Origin of the sequence: Nakamurella sp., from assembly GCF_048594475.1 — a bacterium.
Lineage (GTDB): Bacteria > Actinomycetota > Actinomycetes > Mycobacteriales > Nakamurellaceae > Nakamurella.
Map to the genome: position 1 here is coordinate 1 of NZ_JBMDXT010000583.1, position 19,365 is coordinate 19,365.

The window sequence follows — 19,365 nt, forward strand, 5'->3', positions numbered from 1 at the left end:
GGGGGGGGGGGGCGCCACCTCCGAGACGGCGGGGGCCGGGACGGCGCCGTGGGCCGCCGCCCGGCCGATGAACCGGGGGACCGGGGGGTCCACCTATCGGTGGACCCCCGGGGCGGCTCGACCCGATCGGATGCCGGGCCGGGCAGCGGGACCCGGCGCGGGTGGATCAGCCGACCGCGGCCGGGTCGGCGGGCTTGCCGACCGGGTCGGGACGCCGGTTGGGCAGGGCCAGCGTGGCGAGCAGCCCGATCACCAGGAACGCGGCGGCGGTGTACGCGGCGAAGCTGGTCCCGTCGGAGAACGCGACCTTCGCGGCGTCGGCGACCCCGGCGGTCTGCGGGGACGCGGCCAGCTGCGGGATCGCCGCCCCGGCACTGTCGACCACCGCGTTGACCAGCTGGCCGGCGGCCGCCGGCGGCACCCCCTGGTCGGCCAGGCCGCTGCTCAGGGCGTTGCCGGCGCTGACGAACAGGACGGTGCCCAGCACCGCGATGCCCAGCGCCGAGCCGACCTGCCGGGCGGTGCTCTGGATGCCCGAGCCCTCACCGCTGCGCTGGATCGGCACGTCGGCCAGCACCACGCCGGTCAGCTGGGCGGTGGCCAGGCCGACCCCGAAGCCGTAGACGAACAGGAACGCGACCAGCACCGGCCAGCCCGTGGTCGGGGAGACGACCAGGCCGACCCCGGCGATGCCGATGATCTCCGCGACGATGCCGATCCGGACGACGCCGACCGCCCCGATCTTGGCCGGCAGGCCGACCGACAACCCGCTGGCGGCGAACGAGCCGACGGCCAGCCCGAGCAGCACCAGGCCGGTCTGCAGGGCGCTGTAACCCAGCACGTTCTGCAGCCAGATCGGCAGCGACAGGATGATCCCGAACTCGCCGAGCGAGACGATCAGGGCGGCGACGTTGCCGTTGCGGAAGCTGTTGATGGAGAACAGGCCCGGGTCGACGAGCGAGGACCGGCCGGCCCGGGTCCGCCGGCGGGCGCGCACCACGAACGTGATCAGCGCGGCGGCGGAGATGGCGAACGCGACCGGTACCGGGGACAGTGAGGCGGCCCAGGACCAGCCGCCGATCGTCAGCGGCTTGATGGTCGTCCACCAGCCGTACTGCCGGCCCTCGATCAGGCCGAACGCCAGCAGGCCGAAACCGACGGTGGTGAGCAGGGCCCCCACCCAGTCGACGCCGGTGGTGTGCTCGCCGCGGGACTCGGGGACGAACATCAGGACGAGCACGATGATGGCCAGCCCGATCGGCAGGTTGATGCCGAACGCCCACCGCCAGGAGAACGCGGTGGTCAGCCAGCCACCCAGCAGCGGGCCGACGGCCGCCATCCCGCCGATCGTCGAACCCCAGACGGCGAACGCGATCCCGCGATCCCGCCCGGTGAAGGTGGCGTTGATCAGCGACAGGGTGGTCGGCAGCATCATCGCGCCGCCGACCCCCTGGATCACCCGCGCGCCGATCAGCAGCGTGCCGGTCGGGGCGATGGCGCAGAGCATGGAGGCGACGAGGAACAGGGCGGTGCCGGTGACCAGGATGCGTCGGCGGCCGTACCGGTCGGCCAGCGCGCCCCACATCAGCAGGGTGGCGGCGAAGACCAGGGTGTAGGACTCCTGCACCCACTGCACCTCGGTGGAGGACAGGGACAGGTCGCGGACCATCGAGGGCACGGCGACGTTGACGATCGTGGAATCCACGATGATCAGCGCCACCGCGAGGCTGATGCCGATGAGGCCGATCCAGCGGTTGCGGGCGGGTGAGGTGGTGGTCACGGTGACCTCCGGGGCGCAGGGTGGGACGGTCGCGGTGGCGTCGTCCAGATCTATTACGGAAACCGTACTACACGGAAGGTAGCATGAGTTCATGGCGGAACCACCAAGGGCGGCGTTCCGGAGTCAGCCGGAGACCATGCTGCTGCGACAGATCCAGGTCGCGGCGTCGATGGCCGAGCAGGCGATGGCGCGGCGGCTGGAGATCAACGGCACCGACCTGGCGGCGATGGGGCACGTCGGCGCGGCGGAGCCCCCGATCGGTCCGGGCGAGCTGAGCCAGCGGCTGGGGTTGAGTCCGGCCGCCGTCACCGAAGTGGTGGACCGGCTGGAGTCCGCCGGCCACCTGATCCGGCAGCGCGACACCCGGGACCGCCGCCGCGTGCAGCTGCGCCCGTCGGACACCGCGATCGGGCGGGTGATGACCGAGCTGGCCCCGCTGACCGGCGAACTGGACACGCTGGCGGCCTCGTTCGACGAGCACGACCGGGCCGCGATCGGGCGCTACCTGGCCGGCGTGCTGACTGCCTACGAGCACTTCCAGCAGGACTGACGTCCGGGCCCGGTCAGCCCGCGGGATCGGTGCGGTGGACCGGCACGTCGACGCGCACCACCGCGCCGGGCCGGTCGGGCCCGGCCGGGTGGTCGGGCCGGCCGATCCGGAAGTGCCCGCCCGCCGCCTCGATCTTGACCCGCTGGGAGTCGACCCCGATGTGCCCCTCGGTCAGCTTGCGGGCGGCCGTGCCGGGGGTGAACCCGACACCGTCGTCGGCCACCGTGAGCACCGCGCGGTCGCCGTCCAGGGCCAGGGTGAGCGTCATCCGATCGGCCCGGGCGTGCCGCACGACGTTGCTCACCAGCTCCCGGGCGACCCCGAACAGCAGGCGGTCCTGGTCGGTGCGGGCCGCGTCGGGCCAGCCCGCGGTGTCCACGGTCATCGTCAGGTCGCTGCGCTGCGCCGCGGCGGCCGCCAGCTGACCGACGGCCAGGGCCAGCCCGGACTGTTCCAGCACGGCCGGGTGCAGCTCGGACACCGTCGATCGCAGCAGTCGGGCCGTGCGGGTCAGCGCGTCGTCGAGCCGGTCGAACGCCGCCGCCGATCCGCCGGGGGCGGCGTCGCGCGCGTCCTCCAGGTCCATCCGGGCGGCCAGCACGTACTGCAGGGCGCCGTCGTGCAGGTTCTCGGCCATCGCCCGGTGCTCGGTCTCGGTCGAGGTCATCAGCTCGGTGAGCAGGTGCGTCCGGTCCTCGACCAACCCGCGAATGGCGCCGACCCGCGAGCGTTGGATCCGGGACAACCAGATCGCGGCCAGCCCGACGCCGGCGAGCACCACCACCCGCAGCAGGATCGAGGCCCACGGCTCGTCCTCGTTGGCCACCCGGGTCAGGATCGCCTCGAGCGTGTAGAGGCCGACGGTGGGGACGACCACGCTCGCGCAGACGCCCCAGCGCAGCTGGGTCGCGGCGAGCACCGGGATCAGAAAGAACCCGGTCTGCAGCACGTACGAGGTCCAGCTGGTGCCGGCCGACTGCTGGGCGATGAGGTTGAGGGCGAGCAGGACCGCCAGGTCGACGTACAGGCCCAGCCAGCCCCAGTTCAGCGCCGTCCGGGAGCCGGTGCGCAGCCAGCCGGTGAGCGCGAGGGCGACCAGCACGTAGCCGCCGGCGATCCACCACGACGCGGCCGCGCCGACCCCCGGCGGCAGCAATGCCAGCGTCGCGACGACGAACGCGACCAGCACCGCGCGCAGGGTCAGCTGCAGGGTCAGGCCCCGCTGGGCGGCGGAGGCGACGATCTGCTGGAGCTGGGTCATTCGAGCAGGCCGCGACGCATGCCCTCGGCGACGGCGGCGGCCCGGTCGGAGACGCCGAGCTTCTCGTACAGCCGCTGGGTGTGCGTCTTGACCGTGCTGGCCCCGATGTAGAGCTCCTTGGACAGCTGCGGGATCGACAGCCCGCGGGCAAAGCCCTTGAGCACCTGCATCTCCCGCTCGGACAGCACGGGGCCGGCGGGCTGGGCCCGCTGCCGGATCTCCTGGGCCAGCGACCCGGCCAGCTCCGGCGGCACGACCGTGCGGCCCTGCGCCACCGACAGCACGGCGTCGACGATCTCGGCCCGCCGGGCGTCCTTGGACAGGTAGCCGGACGCGCCGACCTCGAGCGCGCGGAACACCACCGGACTGTCGGTGATGGCCGAGAGCAGCAGGACGCGCGTCGGCAGCCCGTCGCGGACGACGGCCTGGGTCACCGCGATCCCGTCCAGGTCGGGCATCTGGTAGTCCACGACCGCCACCTGGGGCCGGTGCTCGGCGATCGCGGCCAGCCCGTCCCGGCCGTTCTCGGCCTCGGCCACGACCGTGATCAGCCCGCTGTTGGTCAGCCCGCGGCTGACCCCGTCGCGGAAGAACGGATGGTCGTCGATCACGACGACCTCGATCCGGCGTTCGGACGTCAGCACGAGGTGAGACTACTGGTCGTCGGACGGTGTTGATCGGGCTGTGCTCACACGACCGAGAAGCCGCGTGGCAGCGTGCGCCGGCCGGTCAGCGCGAGCAGCAGGGCGGCCCCGTCGCCCCGCAGCTCGGCGACCTCGACCGCCAGCCGGAGGGAGGCGGTGAGCGCCGCCGGGGGTGGCTCGTACGCCTGACCGGTCGCCGCGGCGATGTCCAGCCCGTGGACCACCAGCTCGAAGATCCGGGTCACCAGGTACTGCTCCAGACGCATGCCGCCGACGATGGTCTCGATGATCGGATCGCCCGCGGTGGCGTCCAGGGCGGCCAGCGAGCGGGTGACCAGGTCGGTGACGGCCGCGGCCGGATCGTCGCCCAGCGCCGCCCCGGCCTGCCGGCCCCGTTCGGTGACGGCCGCCGGATCCGCGGCCATCAGCGTCGCCGCCGCGCGGTAGTACTCGGCGACCGACGTGACCGCCGCGGTGGGGGTCGTGCGCGGCAGGTAGGTCAGCACGGTGACCGGGGACCGGCTGGCGTGCCCGACCAGGGCCCGCAGGTCCCATTCGCCCAGCCCGGGCCCGTCCCAGGCGTCGGCGGGGATGCGAGCCACCTGCGCGGCGAAGGCCTGCGCGGCGAGGGCGTACGTGCTGCGGGACGGCGATGCGGGCATGGGCCGAGTATGCGAGCGCCGCTGGGGTCGCGCCGCCCGGGCCCGCCCCTCCGGTTCGCTGATCAAAGCCGGGTGCGGGTCGGACAAACCGGGCGTTGGGCGCGGGTTTGATCAGCGAACCGGGGTCGGCGGCGAGCCGGGTGGGTCGGGCAGGGGCGCGAGGTCGGCCCGGACGCCGAGCAGGCGGGTGGGGCGACGCAGCTCGAACCGGTCGAGCAGGGCCACCGCGGCGTCGGCGACGTCGCCGACGGCGGTGGTCGCGGCGGCCAGCGTGCGGACGTGGCTCTCGGTGAAGAACGCGGTGCTGCGGACGATCACCGCCACCTTGGTGATGGTCCGGCCCTCGGCGACGACGTCGGCGACCACCCGCGCGGCGAGCACCCGCAGCTCGCGCTCGATATCGGGCCGGGTCGTCAGGTCCTCCGGGTAGGTGGTCTGGTGGCTGCGCGACCGGGCGATCCACGGCTCGGTGCGGATCGACGTCTCGCCCTCGCCGCGGGCCAGCGCCCGGTACCGGGGCCCGGTCGTCGGGCCCCACCAGACGGCCAGGTCGGCGGGGTCGGCCCCGGCCAGCTCGGCGACCGTCCGGATGCCGTGCTCTGCGAACCGCGCCGCCCCGCGGGCGCCGACGCCCCACAGCGCCCGGACGGGCCGGTCGCCCATCACCGCCATCCAGTTCGCGGCGGTCAGCCGGTACACCCCGGCCGGTTTGCCGAAGCCGGTGGCGACCTTGGCCCGCAGCTTGTTGTCGCCGACCCCGATCGAGCAGGGCAGCCCGGTGGCGTCCCGGACCTGCGACTGGACGGTGCGGGCCAGCGCCTCGGGGTCGGTCGCGTCGGCGCCGAGGAACGCCTCGTCCCAGCCCCAGACCTCCACCGGCCCCCCGGTCGCCCGCAGGGTGTCCATCACCTGCCCGGACACCACCTCGTAGTACGCCAGATCCAGCGGCAGGTAGACCGCGTCGGGCGCCTTGCGTCCGGCGACCCGCAGCGGCAGGCCGGCCCGCACCCCCAGCGCGCGCGCCTCGTAGGACGCGCAGGTCACCACCTGGCGCGCCCGCGTCGGGTCGCCGTCGCCGCCGACGACCACCGCCCGGCCGCGCAGCTCCGGGCGCCGCAGCAGTTCCGCCGACACCTGGAACTGGTCCAGGTCGACGTGCCGGAACCAGGTGCTCACCGGCCCATTGTCCGCACCGGCCGGTCCGCCCGGGTGCGCCGCGGGCCAGCGCCGCCCGGCCTACAGCGGCCAGACGAGCGGCACGAACAGCACCCCGACGGCCAGCCAGAACACCATCGTCACCGCGCCGAGCTTCCAGTAGTCGCCGAACCGGTAACCACCGGGCGCCATTACGATCATGTTCGCCGGCGTCGCGATCGGGGTGAGCAGGGAGGCCGCGCCGGCCACGGCGATCATCATGAGCACCGCCTGGGGCGACGCCCCGGTCTCGGCCGCCGCGGACAGGGCGATGGGCAGCACGATCAGCACCGTGGCCGCGTTGCTGATCACCTGACCCAACGCCGCGGTCAACACGAACAGGGCGAGCAGCAGCAGGTACGGGCCGCCCCCGCCGACCGCGGAGACCAGCGCGGAGGCGATCAGGTCGGCCGCGCCGCTGGTCTGGATCGCCGTCGAGAGCGGGATCAACCCGCCGATCAGCACCACGGTCGGCCAGGAGATCGCCCGGTACGCCTGCTCGGGCTCGACCACCCGCAGCAGCACCATCGCGGCCGCCGCCATCAGCCCGGCGATGGCCGGCGGCACCAGCCCGGTGGCCAGCAGGATGACCATGCCCACCAGCACCGCGATGGCCTGCGGGGCCCGGCGGCCCAACGGCACCACCTGCCGGCGGACCGATTCCGGCGAGTCGACCACGAGCACGTCGCGGCCGGCTCCGAGCGACTCGACCGACCGCCACCGGCCGTAGTAGAGGACCGCGTCGCCCTCGACGAGCGTGACGGGCCGCAGCCCCACGTCCTTGCCGACGCGACGGATGGCCAGCACGACCAGCTGCCCCGGCCGCACCATCCCTGGGAACAGGGTCTGCCCGATCAGCCGGGACCGCGGCGGGATGACCACCTCGGCGATGCCGGACCGGCGGGAGAGCATCGAGGAGCCCTGCCGGGTGGCCAGGGCCGACCCCGAGATCTTCACGCCGTGCTCGGCGGCGAAGGCCGTCACCGCCTCCTCCGGGCCGGACAGCACCAGGCGGTCGCCGTCGGCCAGCGCGTGGTCCTGTCCCGCGGCCGATCCGGCGGAGTCCTGGACACCGACCAGGCCCAGCCCGGGGAAGGCGTCCAGCGGCAGGTCGGCGACCTCGGTGCCGCGCAGCCGGGACTCGGGCCGGATCCGGACCCGGTGGATCGTCCGGTCGAGGTCGTAATGCTGCGCGACCGTGGCCGCGTAACCGCCGAAGTCGGCCGGCAGCTGCGTGGACGTGCGGTCGGGCAGCAGCCGGTTGCCCAGCAGCAGGGCGATCGCGCCCGTGCCCAGCAGCAGCGGCAGGCCCACGATCGCGAACTCGAAGAAGCCGAAACCACCGCCGCCGGCGCTGCGGGAGGCCTCGGCGACGATCACGTTGACCGGGCTGCCGGACAGGGTCAACAGCGCCCCGGCACTGGCCGCGAAGGCCATCGGGATCAGCATCTTCGACGGCGCCGTCCGCGCCCGGCGCGCCACCGAGACGGTGACCGGGAGCAGCGCGGCGGCGGCGCCGTTCGGGGTGATCGCCGCGGACAGCCCGCCGGCCAGCAGCATGATCGCGGCCAGCAACCGCTTGGGCCGGCTGCCGGCCCCGCCGACGATCACCTGGCCGGCCCAGGTCGTCACGCCGGCCGACTCGAGACCCTCGCTGACCACGAACAGGGTGGCGATGAAGATGACGACCGGATCGCCGAACCCGGCCACCACCTGGCCGGCGTCGAGCACGCCGGTGAAGTACAGGGCCAGGCCCGTCAGGATCGCGACGGTGCCGACCGGCAGCCGGTTCCAGACGAACAGGGCAACACACCCGGCCAGGATGATCAGGCTCACGGAGGCGGAGGACACGCCCCGATCCCATCACGTCGAGATTCGGGCGGGTGTCGGTGATGTTGCCCGGGGCGGCGAGCCGGGTTCGCCGGCCGGGGTGAGGATGGGCCCATGCTGATCGTTCACGTCGACATCGCCGTCGACCCGGGCCGGGTCGACGACTTCCTCCGCGCCACCATCGAGAACGCCACCGCGTCCATCCAGGAGCCGGGCGTCATCCGGTTCGACGCCGTCCAGGATCACGACGATCCGGCCCACGTCGTGCTGGTCGAGATCTACCGCGACGCCGACGCCGCGGCCGCGCACAAGACGACCGACCACTACGCGACCTGGCGGGACACGGTCGCCGACATGATGGCCCGGCCGCGCACGTCAGCGAAGTTCGCGGCGGTCTTCCCGGTCGCCGAGGCCGACTGGAGCTCGCAGCGATGACCGGACCGGTCCGGAGGGTGGCGGCGTGACCGGGCCCTTCGAGTTCGCGACGGCCGGCCGCGTGGTCTTCGGTGCCGGTCGCGCGACGGAGCTTCCGGCGCTGGTCGGCGGCTGGGGCGAGCGGGCGGTGGTGCTGACCGGGTCCCGGCCCGACCGGCACGCGTCCCTGATCACCGCCCTGCCCATGGACGTCGCCGTGGTGCCGGTCAGCGGGGAACCGACGGTGGACGCCGCCCGCGCCGCCGTCGCGGCGGCCCGTGAACACGGGGCGCAGGCGGTCCTCGGCATCGGCGGCGGCAGCGTCATCGACCTGGGCAAGACGGTCGCGATGCTGCTCGGCAACGGCGGCGATCCGCTGGACTATCTCGAGGTGGTCGGCCGCGGCCATCCCATCGGCCGGCCCTCGGTGCCCTTCGCGGCGGTGCCGACGACCGCCGGCACGGGGGCCGAGGTGACCATGAACGCGGTGCTCACCTCGCCCGAGCACGGGCGCAAGGCCAGCGTGCGGGCCCGGTCCATGCTGCCGGCCCTGGCCCTGGTCGACCCGCTGCTCACCGTCGACTGCCCGCCCGCCGTCACCGCGGCGAGCGGTCTGGACGCGCTGACCCAATGCCTGGAACCCCTGGTGTCGCGCCACCGGACCCCGATCACCGATGCCCTGGCCGCGGACGGGCTGCGGCACGCGGCCGCGGGGCTGCGCGCCGCGTACGCCGACGGGTCCGACGTGGCCGCACGCACCGAGATGGCGCTGTGCAGCCTGCTCGGCGGGATGTCCCTGGCCAACGCCAAGCTGGGCGCGGTGCACGGGTTCGCCGGGGTGATCGGCGGCCTGGTGCCGGTCGCGCACGGGGCGATCTGCGCGGCCCTGCTCGCGCCGGTCACCGAGGCCAACGTGCGGGCGCTGCGCGAGCGCGACCCGGACAACCCGGCCCTGGCCGCCTACCGGCGGGCCGCCGCCCTGCTCACCGGCGATCCCGGGGCGACGGTGGAGGACGGCGTCGAGTGGATCGCCCGCACGGTGCGCCTGCTCGGTGTCGGCGGGCTGGCCGCCGGCGGCCTGGACCCCGACCTGGTCGACGACGTCGTCGCCAAGACCGGCAGCTCCAGCAGCACCAAGGGCAACCCCATCGACCTCACCGAGGAGGAGCTGCGCCGGGCGCTGGTCGCCGCGCTCTGACGCCGGGGTCGCGGCGGGCTCGCCCGGGCCCGGCCGCGGATGTTCGGCCGGCGTCGGGCCGGTGGATGTTCCGCGGCCGTGGCTGAGGGGGCTGGGCGGACTGCGCGGGCAGCGGCGGTGTCGGAGCGGGGGACTAGGGTGGCGCCGACCGTCCGGCCCGGACGGCTGAGCCCGACGAGTCAGGAGTCGCGTGGCGCGTCGAGCGAGGTCCAGCCTGCCCACGGCCATGCTCCGCGCGATGATGCCGAGCCCGGCCGCGTCGAAGCGGGCGGTCAAGAAGGCGCAGCGATCGGCGACGAAGGCGGTGCGGGCCGCCGCCCGCACCTCGACCCGGGCCGCCACGACCGCGGCCACGACAACGGGGGCGTCCAGCTCCCGCCGGGCCGGCAGCCGCCCGGCCCGGTCGAGCGGGACGGCGCTGCCCGAGCTCTGGTCGCCCCCCGGCGGGAGCCGGTCGCAGCCCGACCCGGCCCGGCTCGGCCGCGGCCGCTGGTTCCAGCACCGGTTCACCGGCGTGGCCGGCAGCCGCGCCTACCGGGTGTACGTGCCCGCCGGGCTGCGACGCACCACCCGGGCGCCCCTGCTGCTGGCGTTGCACGGATGCACCCAGACCGGGCTGGACTTCGCCGCCGGCACCCGGTTCAACGACCTGGCCGACACCCACCGGTTCATCGTCGTCTACCCCGAGCAGTCGGCCACCCATCATGCGCAGCGGTGCTGGAACTGGTTCCGGTCCGGGCATCAGCTGCGGGCGGCCGGCGAGCCGGCCATCCTGGCCGGGATCGTCCGTCAGGTGGTGCAGGAAGCCACCCGCTGGCGGGTCGATCCCGACCGGATCTACGCGGCCGGCATCTCGGCCGGCGGCGGCATGGCGCTGATCCTCGCGGCGACCTACCCCGAGCTGTTCGCGGCGGTCGGCGTGCATTCGGCCCCGCCGTTCCGCACGGCCACCGGCCCGGCCGACGCGCTCGCCGTCATGCAGGGGGCCGGCCAGGCGCCCACGCCGCCCGCGCCGCTCCCCCCGTTGATCGTCTTCCAGGGGACCGCCGACGGGACCGTCCGCGCGGGCAACGCCGAACGGATCGCGGAGCAGTGGCTCTCCTCGCATCCGGAGGGGACCGTCGGGAAGGGGCGGCAGACCCGCAAGGACCCGCCCCGGACCAGCTCCGGACGCGGGCCGCGACCGCACCGGATCACCCGTTGGTCGGCCGGGCGTCAGGTCGTGCTGGAGCTCTGGGTGGTCGAGGGCCTCGGGCACGCCTGGTCCGGCGGCGCCGCCGACGGCACCTACAGCGACATCCGCGGTCCCCGGGCCAGCACCCAGATGTGGCGGTTCTTCGCCCGGCACGCGGCCGGCGGCCCGACGGGTCTGGCCGGGCGATGACCCGGACCGGGCCCTGACGCGGCACCGGTCCCGACGCCGCCGGCGCGCCGATCCCGCCGATGAACCCTCGCTGAAGCTGCCGGAATCCCACCCGGCCCCACCCGGCGCGACGGTGCTCCCACGGCGACGCGCCCGGGTCCGCCCGGTGGCCGCAGGCCGATCCCGACGGGTGACGGCCGACCCGGCCGCCGCGATCCGGCCCACGGGACGCGATCCGGCCGGTGCGGGCCGCGGCCGGAGGCACACCCGATCGGCGTTGATCACCCGATTGGGGGAGATTCGGGTCCCGATCAGATGACGTTGCGGTCATTGGGGGGACTCATGGTTGCGTCCAGCCGTGGAAACGCGTACTTGTGACACTAACAGCGTAGAAGAACGTCGAGACCGTGGCGGAGCGTGACCACTTTGGGGCAGTCAGGATCCGCCGAACTGGTCGACCCGGCGGTGCTCAAGTCCAGCTTCGCGGCCGTAGCGGTCCAGGGCGACGACGTCGCCATGTACTTCTACAACTACCTCTTCCTGATCCGGCCTGAACTCCGCTCGCTGTTCCCCCTGGCCATGGGCGAGCAGCGGGACCGCCTGCTCACCGCGCTGGGTCGGATCGTCGCGAACGTCGACCGGATGGACGAGCTGCAGCCCTATCTGGCCGGTCTCGGCCGGGATCACCGCCGGTTCGGCACCATCGCCGACCACTACCCGGCGGTCGGCGAGGCGCTGCTGGCCACGTTGGCCCATTTCACCGGCCCGGACTGGACGCGGGCCCTGGACACCGCCTGGGCCGCCGCCTATGCCCGGGTCGCCCGGGCGATGACGGACGGCGCGGCGGCGGCGCCCGGCCCGGCCTGGTACGACGGCGAGATCATCGAGATCGACCGCCGTTCCTTCGATCTCGCGGTGCTGCGGGTGCGGACCGGCGAGGAGGTGCCGTACCGGGCGGGACAGTCGATGGCCCTGCAGGCGACCGAGCTGCGCCCCCGGATCTGGCGGCCCTACACCCCGGCGTCGAAGCCGGGAACCCGCGAGTTCGACCTGCACGTGCGGGCGATCGGGGGCGGCACCCTGTCGACCGCCCTGGTGCGCGCGGCCCGCCCCGGGGAACCGGTGCGGTTCGGCGCCCCGTACGGCCGGATGGTCCTGGACCCGGCCGCCGTCCGGCCGCTGCTGATGATCGCCGGGGGAACCGGACTGGCGCCGATGCTGGCGATGCTCGAGGAACTCGCGGCGGCCGGGGGGCGCCCGACCCACCTGTTCCACGGGGCACGCACCGCCCGGGAGCTGTACGCGAACGACCGGCTCGAGCGGCTCGCCACCGACCACCGCGCCTGGCTCACGATCGAGACGGCCACGTCCGACGACGACGTCCGGGCCGGGGCGCACGGCCGGATCGGCGAGGTCGCCGCCGGCCGCGGTGAGTGGGCGGGGCACGACGTCTACGTCTGCGGATCACCGGAAATGGTCGAAGGAACGGTGAAAGCGCTGGTCTCCCGCGGGGTGTCGGAGGCCCGGATCGTCTTCGAGGAATTCGGGAAGGCCTGAGATGGGGGAAAGATACGGTGTCCGAGGGGAGCGCACGATGGTGATGCTGGAACCGATGTGGGAGACCGCCCGGCGGAGCGGCGCTGTCGATCCGCAGTGGCTGCAGACGGTGGAACTGCCCGATGCGCGGGCATTCTCGCGCGGCTACGACCGGGCCGCGGTGGACGGGCTGCTAGAGGACTGCGCCGACACGATCGCGGATCTGGTCGCGGCGCTGCGGATGGCCGAGGAGGAGATGGCCGAGCTGCGCCGGCAGGCGCGGACCCGGGCCGGCCGGCAGACGCGGGTCCGGAGTCAGGGGCAACGACGGGAACCGGCCCGGCGCAGCCGGTATCAGCGGGCGCTGCCGGCGGCCTGACCTCGGCCGGCCGCAGCCGGTGGTCAGTCGTCCACGCCGTCAGGCGCCCGCGCCGTCCGGCGCCCGACGACGCAGCCGAGCCGGACCGGAGCCGGACCGGAGCCCGCCGGCACAGCTGACGGGCCGGGCCGCCCGTCCGGCCAGGCCCGCCCGCCAGCCCCGTCCGCCCGGCCAGGCCCGCCCCGTCCGCCCGGCCCGTCAGCCGGGCGCGGCCACCCCGAGGCGCTGCCGGGCCTCGGCGGCCCACCATGGGTTGCCGCAGCGTTCGGCCAGCGCCAGCCCGCTGCGCCACAGGTCGCGCGCCTCGTCCGGCCGGCCCAGCACCAGGGCCAGATCGCCGAGCACCGTGTCGACCGGTCCGGCGACGAAGGAGCCCGTCCCGCCGCCGCCGACCTGCCCCCGGTACGCCCGCAATTCGAGATCCACCCGAGCCGCCTCGACCGGATCCGCCAGGTCCGAGGCCACCTTGCCGCGGAAGGTGAGCAGCAGGCTCCGAAAGAAGTTGTACGGCACCGGCGGGAGGTCGTGCCGGCCCCGCGCGGCCTCGTCCCGCCGTCCCAGGGCCAGCAGCGGCAGCGCCCGCAGGTCGGCGACCAGGGCGTCGTCCGAGGTGTCGATCTGGCCGAGCACCTCGGCCAGCTCGGCGACCCGGTGATCGGTGACCCGGACCGTGAGCAGGGCGAGCAGGCCGATCCCGGCGGCGTCGAAGGCGCCGCTGCTCATCAGCTTCTCGGTCGCCGTCCGGTAGTGGGTCTCGGCGTCGGCGAGCCGTCCGGTCAGGTGGGACATGGTGCCGCGCATCATCGCCACGAGCGCCGCGGCCTGGCTCCACCGGAATTTCTCGACCAGTTCGGCGACCCTCTCGACGTGCTCGGCCATCGCGGCGGCGTCCCCGTGCACGCACGCGGCCCGGGCCAGGCTGTGGTGCCCGACCAGGGCGAACACGGCCAGGCCGGGACCCTCGCCGATCTGCACGAGTTCGCGCCCCACCTCGCGTACCCGGTCGATGCCCACTTCGACGTCGACGCTGGAGACCCAGCCGTGCAGGACCAGTCCGATCAGGCCGGGGTCACCGACCTCCCGGGCCAGTCGCTCGCCCTCGCGGGCCAACCGCACCGAACGGTCGCGGTCGGCGACCTCGATGATCAGCGAGTACAGCAGGCGGCACCGGGTGGCCGGGTCGGGGACGGGGTCGGTACTGGTCAGGGCACGTTCGATGAGGGCGATCAGCTCGTCGTCCACGGTGCCGTAGGGCCGGGTCATCCATGGCGTCGGGAGATCCTTGGCGGTGATCGCCCGGATCAGCAGGTCGCTGCGTCCGGCGGCGTCGGCGAGCCGCATCGCCTGCCGGCGGGCGGCGAGCGAGTCCCTCGTGGCGCCCGCGGCCAGCTGGGCTCGGCTGAGCCGGGCGAGCAGGTCCACCCGCTCGGCCAGGTGCGGATCCGTGCCCGGATCGGCCGCGCGGCGCGGGTCGGGGCGGGCCTGGCCGGCCGGCACCCGGTCCAGATCGTGCAGGGCCTGGACGTACAGGTCGGCGGCCGTCTCGTGCGCGTACCGCGACTGTGCCATCTCTGCGGCCCGGCCGGCGGCGTCGACCGCGTTGCGGGCCGTCGCGGTGGCGGCGGCCTGGTGATAGTGGTGGGCCAGGGCGGCCGCGTCGTCCGGCCGGACGGACAGCACCGCCTCCGCGATCCGGCCGTGCCAGCGGCTGCGCCGCAACTTGGGCGCGTCCGCGTAGAGCGTGTCCCGGACCAGCACGTGCGCGAACCGCACCGTGCCGGCGTCGGGCTCGGTGAGCAGGCCGGCCAGCACACCGGCCTCCAGCGCGTCCACGACGGCGTCCTCACCGACCTCGGCCGCCTGGATCAGCACGTCGACGTCGACGTCCCGCCCGATGACGGCGGCCAGCCGCAGGATCGAGACGGTCAGTTCGGGGAGCCGGGCGAACCGGCGGCGCAGGACGTCGCGCACACCCTCGGGCACCTTGGAGACCGCGACCAGGCCGCCCTCGCTGGCCAGCAGCCGGGCGCTCTCGGCCAGGTAGAAGGGGTTGCCGGCGGTGCGGTCGACCAGCGCGGCGACGACGTCAGGATCGGGCCGGACGCCGGCGACCGACCCGATCAACCGCTCGGCGTCGGTGCGGTTCAGGCCGCCCAGGGTCAGACGCACCGGCGGCAGGGCGGCCAGGCCGGCGAACACGTCCCGCAGCCCGTCGGGGACCTCGGCCGGCCGGTAGGCGGCGATCAGCAGTAACGGGACGCCGCCGGTCGCCGCGGCCACCGTGTCGAGCAGGGCGAGGGTCTCCGAGTCGCCGCGGTGCAGGTCGTCCAGCACCACCGCGATCGGGGCCGGACCGGTGGCCGCCGTCAGGTAGTCGATCAGGGCCCGGCTGAGCAGGAACCGGCCGCAGGAGGCGTCGGACTCGCCGGAGGTGCGGACGAGCTCGTCGAGCAGCGGCGCGAGCGCGGCCCGGCGGGGTCCGGGGTCGACCTCGGCCGCCAGCGCCCGGACGACTTCGACCCAGGCCCAGGCGGGCGGCGCGCCATCGGACTCGGGGCACCGCCCCACGACAACGCGCCAACCGTCGCCCCGCAGGTCCCGGACGAACCGCTCGACCAGGGTGGACTTGCCCGCCCCCGGCTCGCCGGCGACCAGCGCCACCCGGCGGTCGGCGCGGTCGGTGACCTGCGCCGCCGCCGACCGCAGGGTCGCCAACTCCGCCTCGCGGCCGACCATTCCGGGACCGTGCCGGTCACCACCGTCGTGGCGGGCCGGCGCGCCGGGATCGCCCGGACCCGGCGCCCCGCCTGCGGTGGCCGGACCCGGCCCTCCAGCCCCACCGGTGGCGGCGGGACCCGCCCGTCCGGGTGCGGCCGGTGTGGTGGGCGCAGCGCTTCCGGGCACCGTTTCGGCGGTCGCTCGCGCGGGCGACGCCGGCCCACGGTCCGCAGCCGCTCCGGGCGTGACGGGCCGCCCCGCGCGCGTCCCGGGAGCCGGAGCCGCGCCCGGCCGGGCCGGAACCCCGTCCGCCTCGGCCGGCGCCGCGCCCGGCGTTCCCGTGGCGGCCCGCCGGGGCGTCACCGGGACGACCAGCCGCTGGGCCAGCACATCGGCCTCGACCTGGATCAGGGCCGGCCCGGGGTCCATGCCGAGTTCGTCGGCCAGCAGGGACCGGGCCCGGCGGAGGGCGGCGAGCGCGTCGGCCTGGCGACCGGTGGCGTACAGGCTCATGGCCAGCAGCCGCCAGCCCTCCTCCCGCAGCGGGAATTCGCGGGTCAGCACCTCGGCCGCCACCACCGCCTCGGCGGCATCGCCGTCCCGGAGCACCGCCTCGCACCACCGTTCGCGGGCCACCGTGCGCAGGCTGTCCAGGCGGCCCGCCTCGGTCGACGCCCAGGCCTCGCCCTGGAACTCGGCGTAGGCCGGGCCGCGCCACAGGTCCAGGGCCTGCTGCAGCAGCGCGCGGGCGCCGGCCTCGCCGCCCGGTTCGGCCGCTCGGCGGATCAGCGCCTCGAACTGCCAGGCGTCGACCGCGTCCGGCGGGACCCGGATCGCGTACCCGGGCGGTTCGCTGACCAGGATCGTCGCGGGGGTGCGCGGCGCCCGGTCGGGCTCCAGCGCCCGGCGCAGGTGGGAGACGTACGCCTGCAGCGCGCCGATGGCGCGGGGCGGGGCCTCGCCGTTCCACAGATCCTCGACCAGCCGGTCGACCGACACGACCTGGCCGCGGGCGACCAGCAGCAGCGCCAGCACGCTGCGCTGCCGGGGTCCGCCGAGATCGGGGGCGGGCCGGTCCGGATCCCCGGTGGCGTCCAGCGCGCCCAGCACCCGCAACGACAGCATGATCCGGCGACTCTAACCCGGCCCCGGCCAGGTCGGGTGGGGTGTGCCGGAGACGGGGCACCGGCTCCCGCCCCGACGGCGCGACGCCGGCCGGGGGACCCGACGGCCGCTGCGGGAACCGCACGGCCGGAAACGTCACCGCACGGCCGGGAACGCAACCGCACGGCCGCCGCGGGAACCGCACGGCCGGGGGCGGAACGGCACGGCCGGGACGGGAACCGCTGGGCAGCGGCGAGAACCGAACGGCAGGGGCGGCCCCGCGCAGGTCTGCCCGGCCCGGCCGCAAGTGACCGCCAAGTGCCCTGCAACCTGCCCGGCCCACCCTTGGTCCGTGGGTGCCGATCCCGGTGCCCGCCTCCGCCCGACCGGACGATCAGCCTGGAGACGACCATGACCGCGACCGCCGCACCCCACCCGGACACCGCCGAGATGGTGTTCGTGCACAACTCGTTCCGCAAGCAGTTCGGCAACCTGCCCGGCCTGGTCCGGGCGGTGGACGCCGGGGACCGGGCCCGGGCCGCCGTGCTGGTCGAGTTTCTCGGGCAGCTGACCGCCGCGTTGCACCATCACCACGAGGGTGAGGACGAGCTGATGTGGCCCCTGCTGCTGGAGCGGGCGCCGGTCGACTCCGCCCTGATCCTGCGGATGGAGGAACAGCACGAGCGGATCGCCGAGCTGTACCGGGAGGCGGATCGGTCCGCGGCCGCGTTCGCCGCGGATCCGACGCCGGCCGCCCGGGACGCACTGGCCGACGTGCTGACCGATCTCAACGACGCGCTCGGCGAGCACCTGCACGACGAGGAGGCCCACATCCTGCCGCTGGTGGAACGGGTCATCACGGTGCCGGAATGGCAGGCCCTGGCCGAACGCGGCCGGGCCGGCATCCCGAAGGACAAGCAGTTGGTGTTCCTGGGCTTCCTGCTGGACGCCAACACCCCCGAGCGCGGCCGGGCGATGCTCGCCGCGTCGCCGGCGCCAGCCCGGATGGCCTGGACCCTGCTGGGCCGGCGGGCCTTCCGCCGGGAGTACCGCCGGATCTACGGCGCCGACCCGTCCTGAATCGACCGGAGGGCGTCACTCGATCGATGACCGGCGTAGCGCTGTGCGATGGGCGGCTGGTCCGGGTGGGTTGTTCCGCCGCGCCGTCGGCCCATCGGCAACGGCAGCGGTATCGGCAGGCGCCGAGCCGGCCTCTGAGCTGTCGGTCGGACGGAGCGACCGGGGCCCGGGTCGGTGTTCTCCTACTGGGGGGAGTGAACAACGACCCGGGCCCAGCTCGTCAGGGTGGTCGCTCCGTTCCCCGATTCGATGCCCGCTCCCGAGCCGTCAGGCGTGCGCCGCGCGGTGAGCGGCGGTGAGTTCGGTGTAGTGCCGGGCGTTCTCCCGCACTCCGGCCTGCTCCTGGGTCGTCAGTTCGCGCCGCACCTTTCCGGGGACCCCGGCCACCAGCGAGCCGGGCGGGATCTGAGCGCCTTCCAGCACCACCGCACCGGCGGCGACCATCGAACCCCGGCCGACCACGGCGCCGTTGAGCACGACGGCGCCCATCCCGATCAGGCAATCGTCCTCGATGGTGCAGCCGTGCACGACCGCGGCGTGCCCGATGCTCACACCCGAGCCCACGGTGCACGGGAAGTCCGGATCGGCGTGCAGCACGACGCCGTCCTGCAGGTTGCTGCCCTCGCCGATGGTGATCGTCGTGGTGTCGCCGCGGACCACGGCGCTGTAGAACACCCCGGTCCGTTCGCCGATCGTGACGTCACCGATGACGGCGGCCGTGGGGGCGACCCAGGCGGTGTCGGCGACGGCGGGGGTGTGGCCGGCCAGTGGGATCAGCGGCATCGATCGGTCTCCTCGGGGCTGGGGCGGGCGGGAACGGACGGACAGGATTCGGGCGGAGCACGGTCAGGGGTGGTCGCGCGGCACCGTGACCGCGGTCAACCGGGCCCCGGCGGGCAGCCCGGACCAGGGCCCGGTGATCTCGACGACGGCGAACGCCGACGTGGGGAACTTCTTCTCCAGGGCGGCGCGGGCGCAGGCGTCCGATCGGGGGCCGGCGAGTTCGTCGGCGAGGTCGGGCAGGCCCGGGGAGTGGCCGACGACCAGCAGCGAGGTCACCGCATCGGGCACGTCCCGCAGCAGATCGAGGATCTCGTCGGCCTCGGCGGCGTAGATCTCCTCCCGGTGCTCGACGTGACCGGCGGTCAGGTTGGCGGCGTCCAGGGTCTGCCGGGTGCGGGTGGCGGTCGAGCACAGGACCAGGTCGAACCGGTCGAGCAGGAGCCGGATGTGCTCGCCGGCGAACGCCGCCTGCCGGCGACCGCGATCGGCCAGCGGCCGGTCGTGGTCGGGGACCCCATCGGGGTAGGCGGACTTCCCGTGGCGCAACAGGACCAGAGTGCGGATCATGCACGGACCACCCGTCCGGAACGCCTCGCCGGTTCGGCCGTCCCGGCTCGGCCCGGCGGGCGACGGGGGTCGGTTCGCTGACGCTCGCTCATCGGCCCATCCAACCGTGCGCGGTGCGGCCGCACACCCCGAGCGGTCACCGGCGGATGGGCAATAGGGTGATCCTCCATGGCGACGGGGCAGAGCGAGATCACCCTGCGGTTCCTGGCGGCCCCGACGGAGGTGGCCTCTCTGGGCGGGTCCATCCATGGCGGCCGGGTGCTCGAGTGGATCGACAAGTCGGCGTACGCGCTGGCCGTCGG

General features: G+C 74.9%; 16 protein-coding genes and 1 pseudogene. 8 read left to right on the forward strand and 9 right to left on the reverse strand.

The window, feature by feature from the left end:
* Positions 1-166 precede the first annotated feature (166 nt).
* Entirely contained in the window at positions 167-1,780 is a 1,614-nt protein-coding gene (locus ACOJUF_RS25940; RefSeq protein WP_420124690.1) for a DHA2 family efflux MFS transporter permease subunit, read from the reverse strand.
* Positions 1,781-1,871: 91 nt separating this feature from the next.
* Between ACOJUF_RS25940 and ACOJUF_RS25945 the strand changes: the two genes are divergently transcribed.
* The gene (locus tag ACOJUF_RS25945) at positions 1,872-2,330 is read left to right on the forward strand and encodes a MarR family transcriptional regulator (RefSeq protein WP_420124691.1); all 459 of its coding nucleotides are present in this window, start codon (positions 1,872-1,874) and stop codon (positions 2,328-2,330) included.
* A 13-nt stretch (positions 2,331-2,343) separates the two neighbouring features.
* Here ACOJUF_RS25945 and ACOJUF_RS25950 read toward each other — a convergent pair whose 3' ends face one another.
* From ACOJUF_RS25950 to ACOJUF_RS25970, 5 genes are all read right to left on the reverse strand, one after another.
* Entirely contained in the window at positions 2,344-3,591 is a 1,248-nt protein-coding gene (locus ACOJUF_RS25950; protein ID WP_420124692.1) for a sensor histidine kinase, read from the reverse strand.
* The gene (locus tag ACOJUF_RS25955) at positions 3,588-4,235 is read right to left on the reverse strand and encodes a response regulator (protein WP_420124693.1); all 648 of its coding nucleotides are present in this window, start codon (positions 4,233-4,235) and stop codon (positions 3,588-3,590) included. The genes ACOJUF_RS25950 and ACOJUF_RS25955 overlap by 4 nt, the downstream gene beginning before the upstream one ends.
* Before the next feature lie 44 nt (positions 4,236-4,279).
* The gene (locus ACOJUF_RS25960; protein ID WP_420124694.1) at positions 4,280-4,897 is read right to left on the reverse strand and encodes a maleylpyruvate isomerase family mycothiol-dependent enzyme; all 618 of its coding nucleotides are present in this window, start codon (positions 4,895-4,897) and stop codon (positions 4,280-4,282) included.
* Between the two features lie 111 nt (positions 4,898-5,008).
* Positions 5,009-6,073, reverse strand: coding sequence for a DNA polymerase IV (locus ACOJUF_RS25965; RefSeq protein WP_420124695.1), 1,065 nt, complete (start codon positions 6,071-6,073; stop codon positions 5,009-5,011).
* A 60-nt stretch (positions 6,074-6,133) separates the two neighbouring features.
* Positions 6,134-7,942 carry an SLC13 family permease gene (locus tag ACOJUF_RS25970; protein ID WP_420124696.1) on the reverse strand — a complete coding sequence of 603 codons (1,809 nt, stop codon included), beginning with the start codon at positions 7,940-7,942 and terminating at the stop codon, positions 6,134-6,136.
* Positions 7,943-8,035: 93 nt separating this feature from the next.
* Here ACOJUF_RS25970 and ACOJUF_RS25975 point away from each other — a divergent pair, with 93 nt between their 5' ends.
* The 5 genes from ACOJUF_RS25975 (at position 8,036) to ACOJUF_RS25995 (ending at position 12,811) form a co-directional block, all read left to right on the forward strand.
* Entirely contained in the window at positions 8,036-8,356 is a 321-nt protein-coding gene (locus ACOJUF_RS25975; protein ID WP_420124697.1) for a putative quinol monooxygenase, read from the forward strand.
* 25 nt (positions 8,357-8,381) lie between these two features.
* Positions 8,382-9,533 (forward strand): iron-containing alcohol dehydrogenase, encoded by a 1,152-nt coding sequence (locus ACOJUF_RS25980; RefSeq protein ID WP_420124698.1) that lies wholly within the window; start codon positions 8,382-8,384, stop codon positions 9,531-9,533.
* Positions 9,534-9,771: 238 nt separating this feature from the next.
* Positions 9,772-10,917, forward strand: a complete 1,146-nt coding sequence (locus tag ACOJUF_RS25985; RefSeq protein WP_420124699.1) for an alpha/beta hydrolase family esterase — start codon at positions 9,772-9,774, stop codon at positions 10,915-10,917.
* 396 nt (positions 10,918-11,313) lie between these two features.
* Entirely contained in the window at positions 11,314-12,453 is a 1,140-nt protein-coding gene (locus ACOJUF_RS25990) for a globin domain-containing protein (protein ID WP_420124700.1), read from the forward strand.
* A gap of 37 nt (positions 12,454-12,490) precedes the next feature.
* Positions 12,491-12,811 carry a hypothetical protein gene (locus tag ACOJUF_RS25995; RefSeq protein ID WP_420124701.1) on the forward strand — a complete coding sequence of 107 codons (321 nt, stop codon included), beginning with the start codon at positions 12,491-12,493 and terminating at the stop codon, positions 12,809-12,811.
* Between the two features lie 198 nt (positions 12,812-13,009).
* Here the strand turns inward: ACOJUF_RS25995 and ACOJUF_RS26000 are convergent, their stop codons facing one another.
* On the reverse strand, positions 13,010-16,654 hold the full coding sequence (locus ACOJUF_RS26000; RefSeq protein ID WP_420124702.1) for a BTAD domain-containing putative transcriptional regulator: 3,645 nt from the start codon (positions 16,652-16,654) through the stop codon (positions 13,010-13,012).
* Between the two features lie 390 nt (positions 16,655-17,044).
* On the opposite strand from ACOJUF_RS26000, the gene ACOJUF_RS26005 reads away from it, so the two are divergent.
* Positions 17,045-17,713, forward strand: a complete 669-nt coding sequence (locus ACOJUF_RS26005; RefSeq protein WP_420124703.1) for a hemerythrin domain-containing protein — start codon at positions 17,045-17,047, stop codon at positions 17,711-17,713.
* Positions 17,714-17,980: 267 nt separating this feature from the next.
* Here ACOJUF_RS26005 and ACOJUF_RS26010 read toward each other — a convergent pair whose 3' ends face one another.
* Positions 17,981-18,496: a gamma carbonic anhydrase family protein gene (locus ACOJUF_RS26010; RefSeq protein WP_420124704.1), complete on the reverse strand. Its 516-nt coding sequence runs from the start codon at positions 18,494-18,496 to the stop codon at positions 17,981-17,983.
* Between the two features lie 63 nt (positions 18,497-18,559).
* Positions 18,560-19,063 carry a SixA phosphatase family protein gene (locus tag ACOJUF_RS26015; RefSeq protein WP_420124705.1) on the reverse strand — a complete coding sequence of 168 codons (504 nt, stop codon included), beginning with the start codon at positions 19,061-19,063 and terminating at the stop codon, positions 18,560-18,562.
* Positions 19,064-19,231: 168 nt separating this feature from the next.
* Here ACOJUF_RS26015 and ACOJUF_RS26020 point away from each other — a divergent pair.
* Positions 19,232-19,365, forward strand: a pseudogene (locus ACOJUF_RS26020) (acyl-CoA thioesterase); the annotation flags it as partial.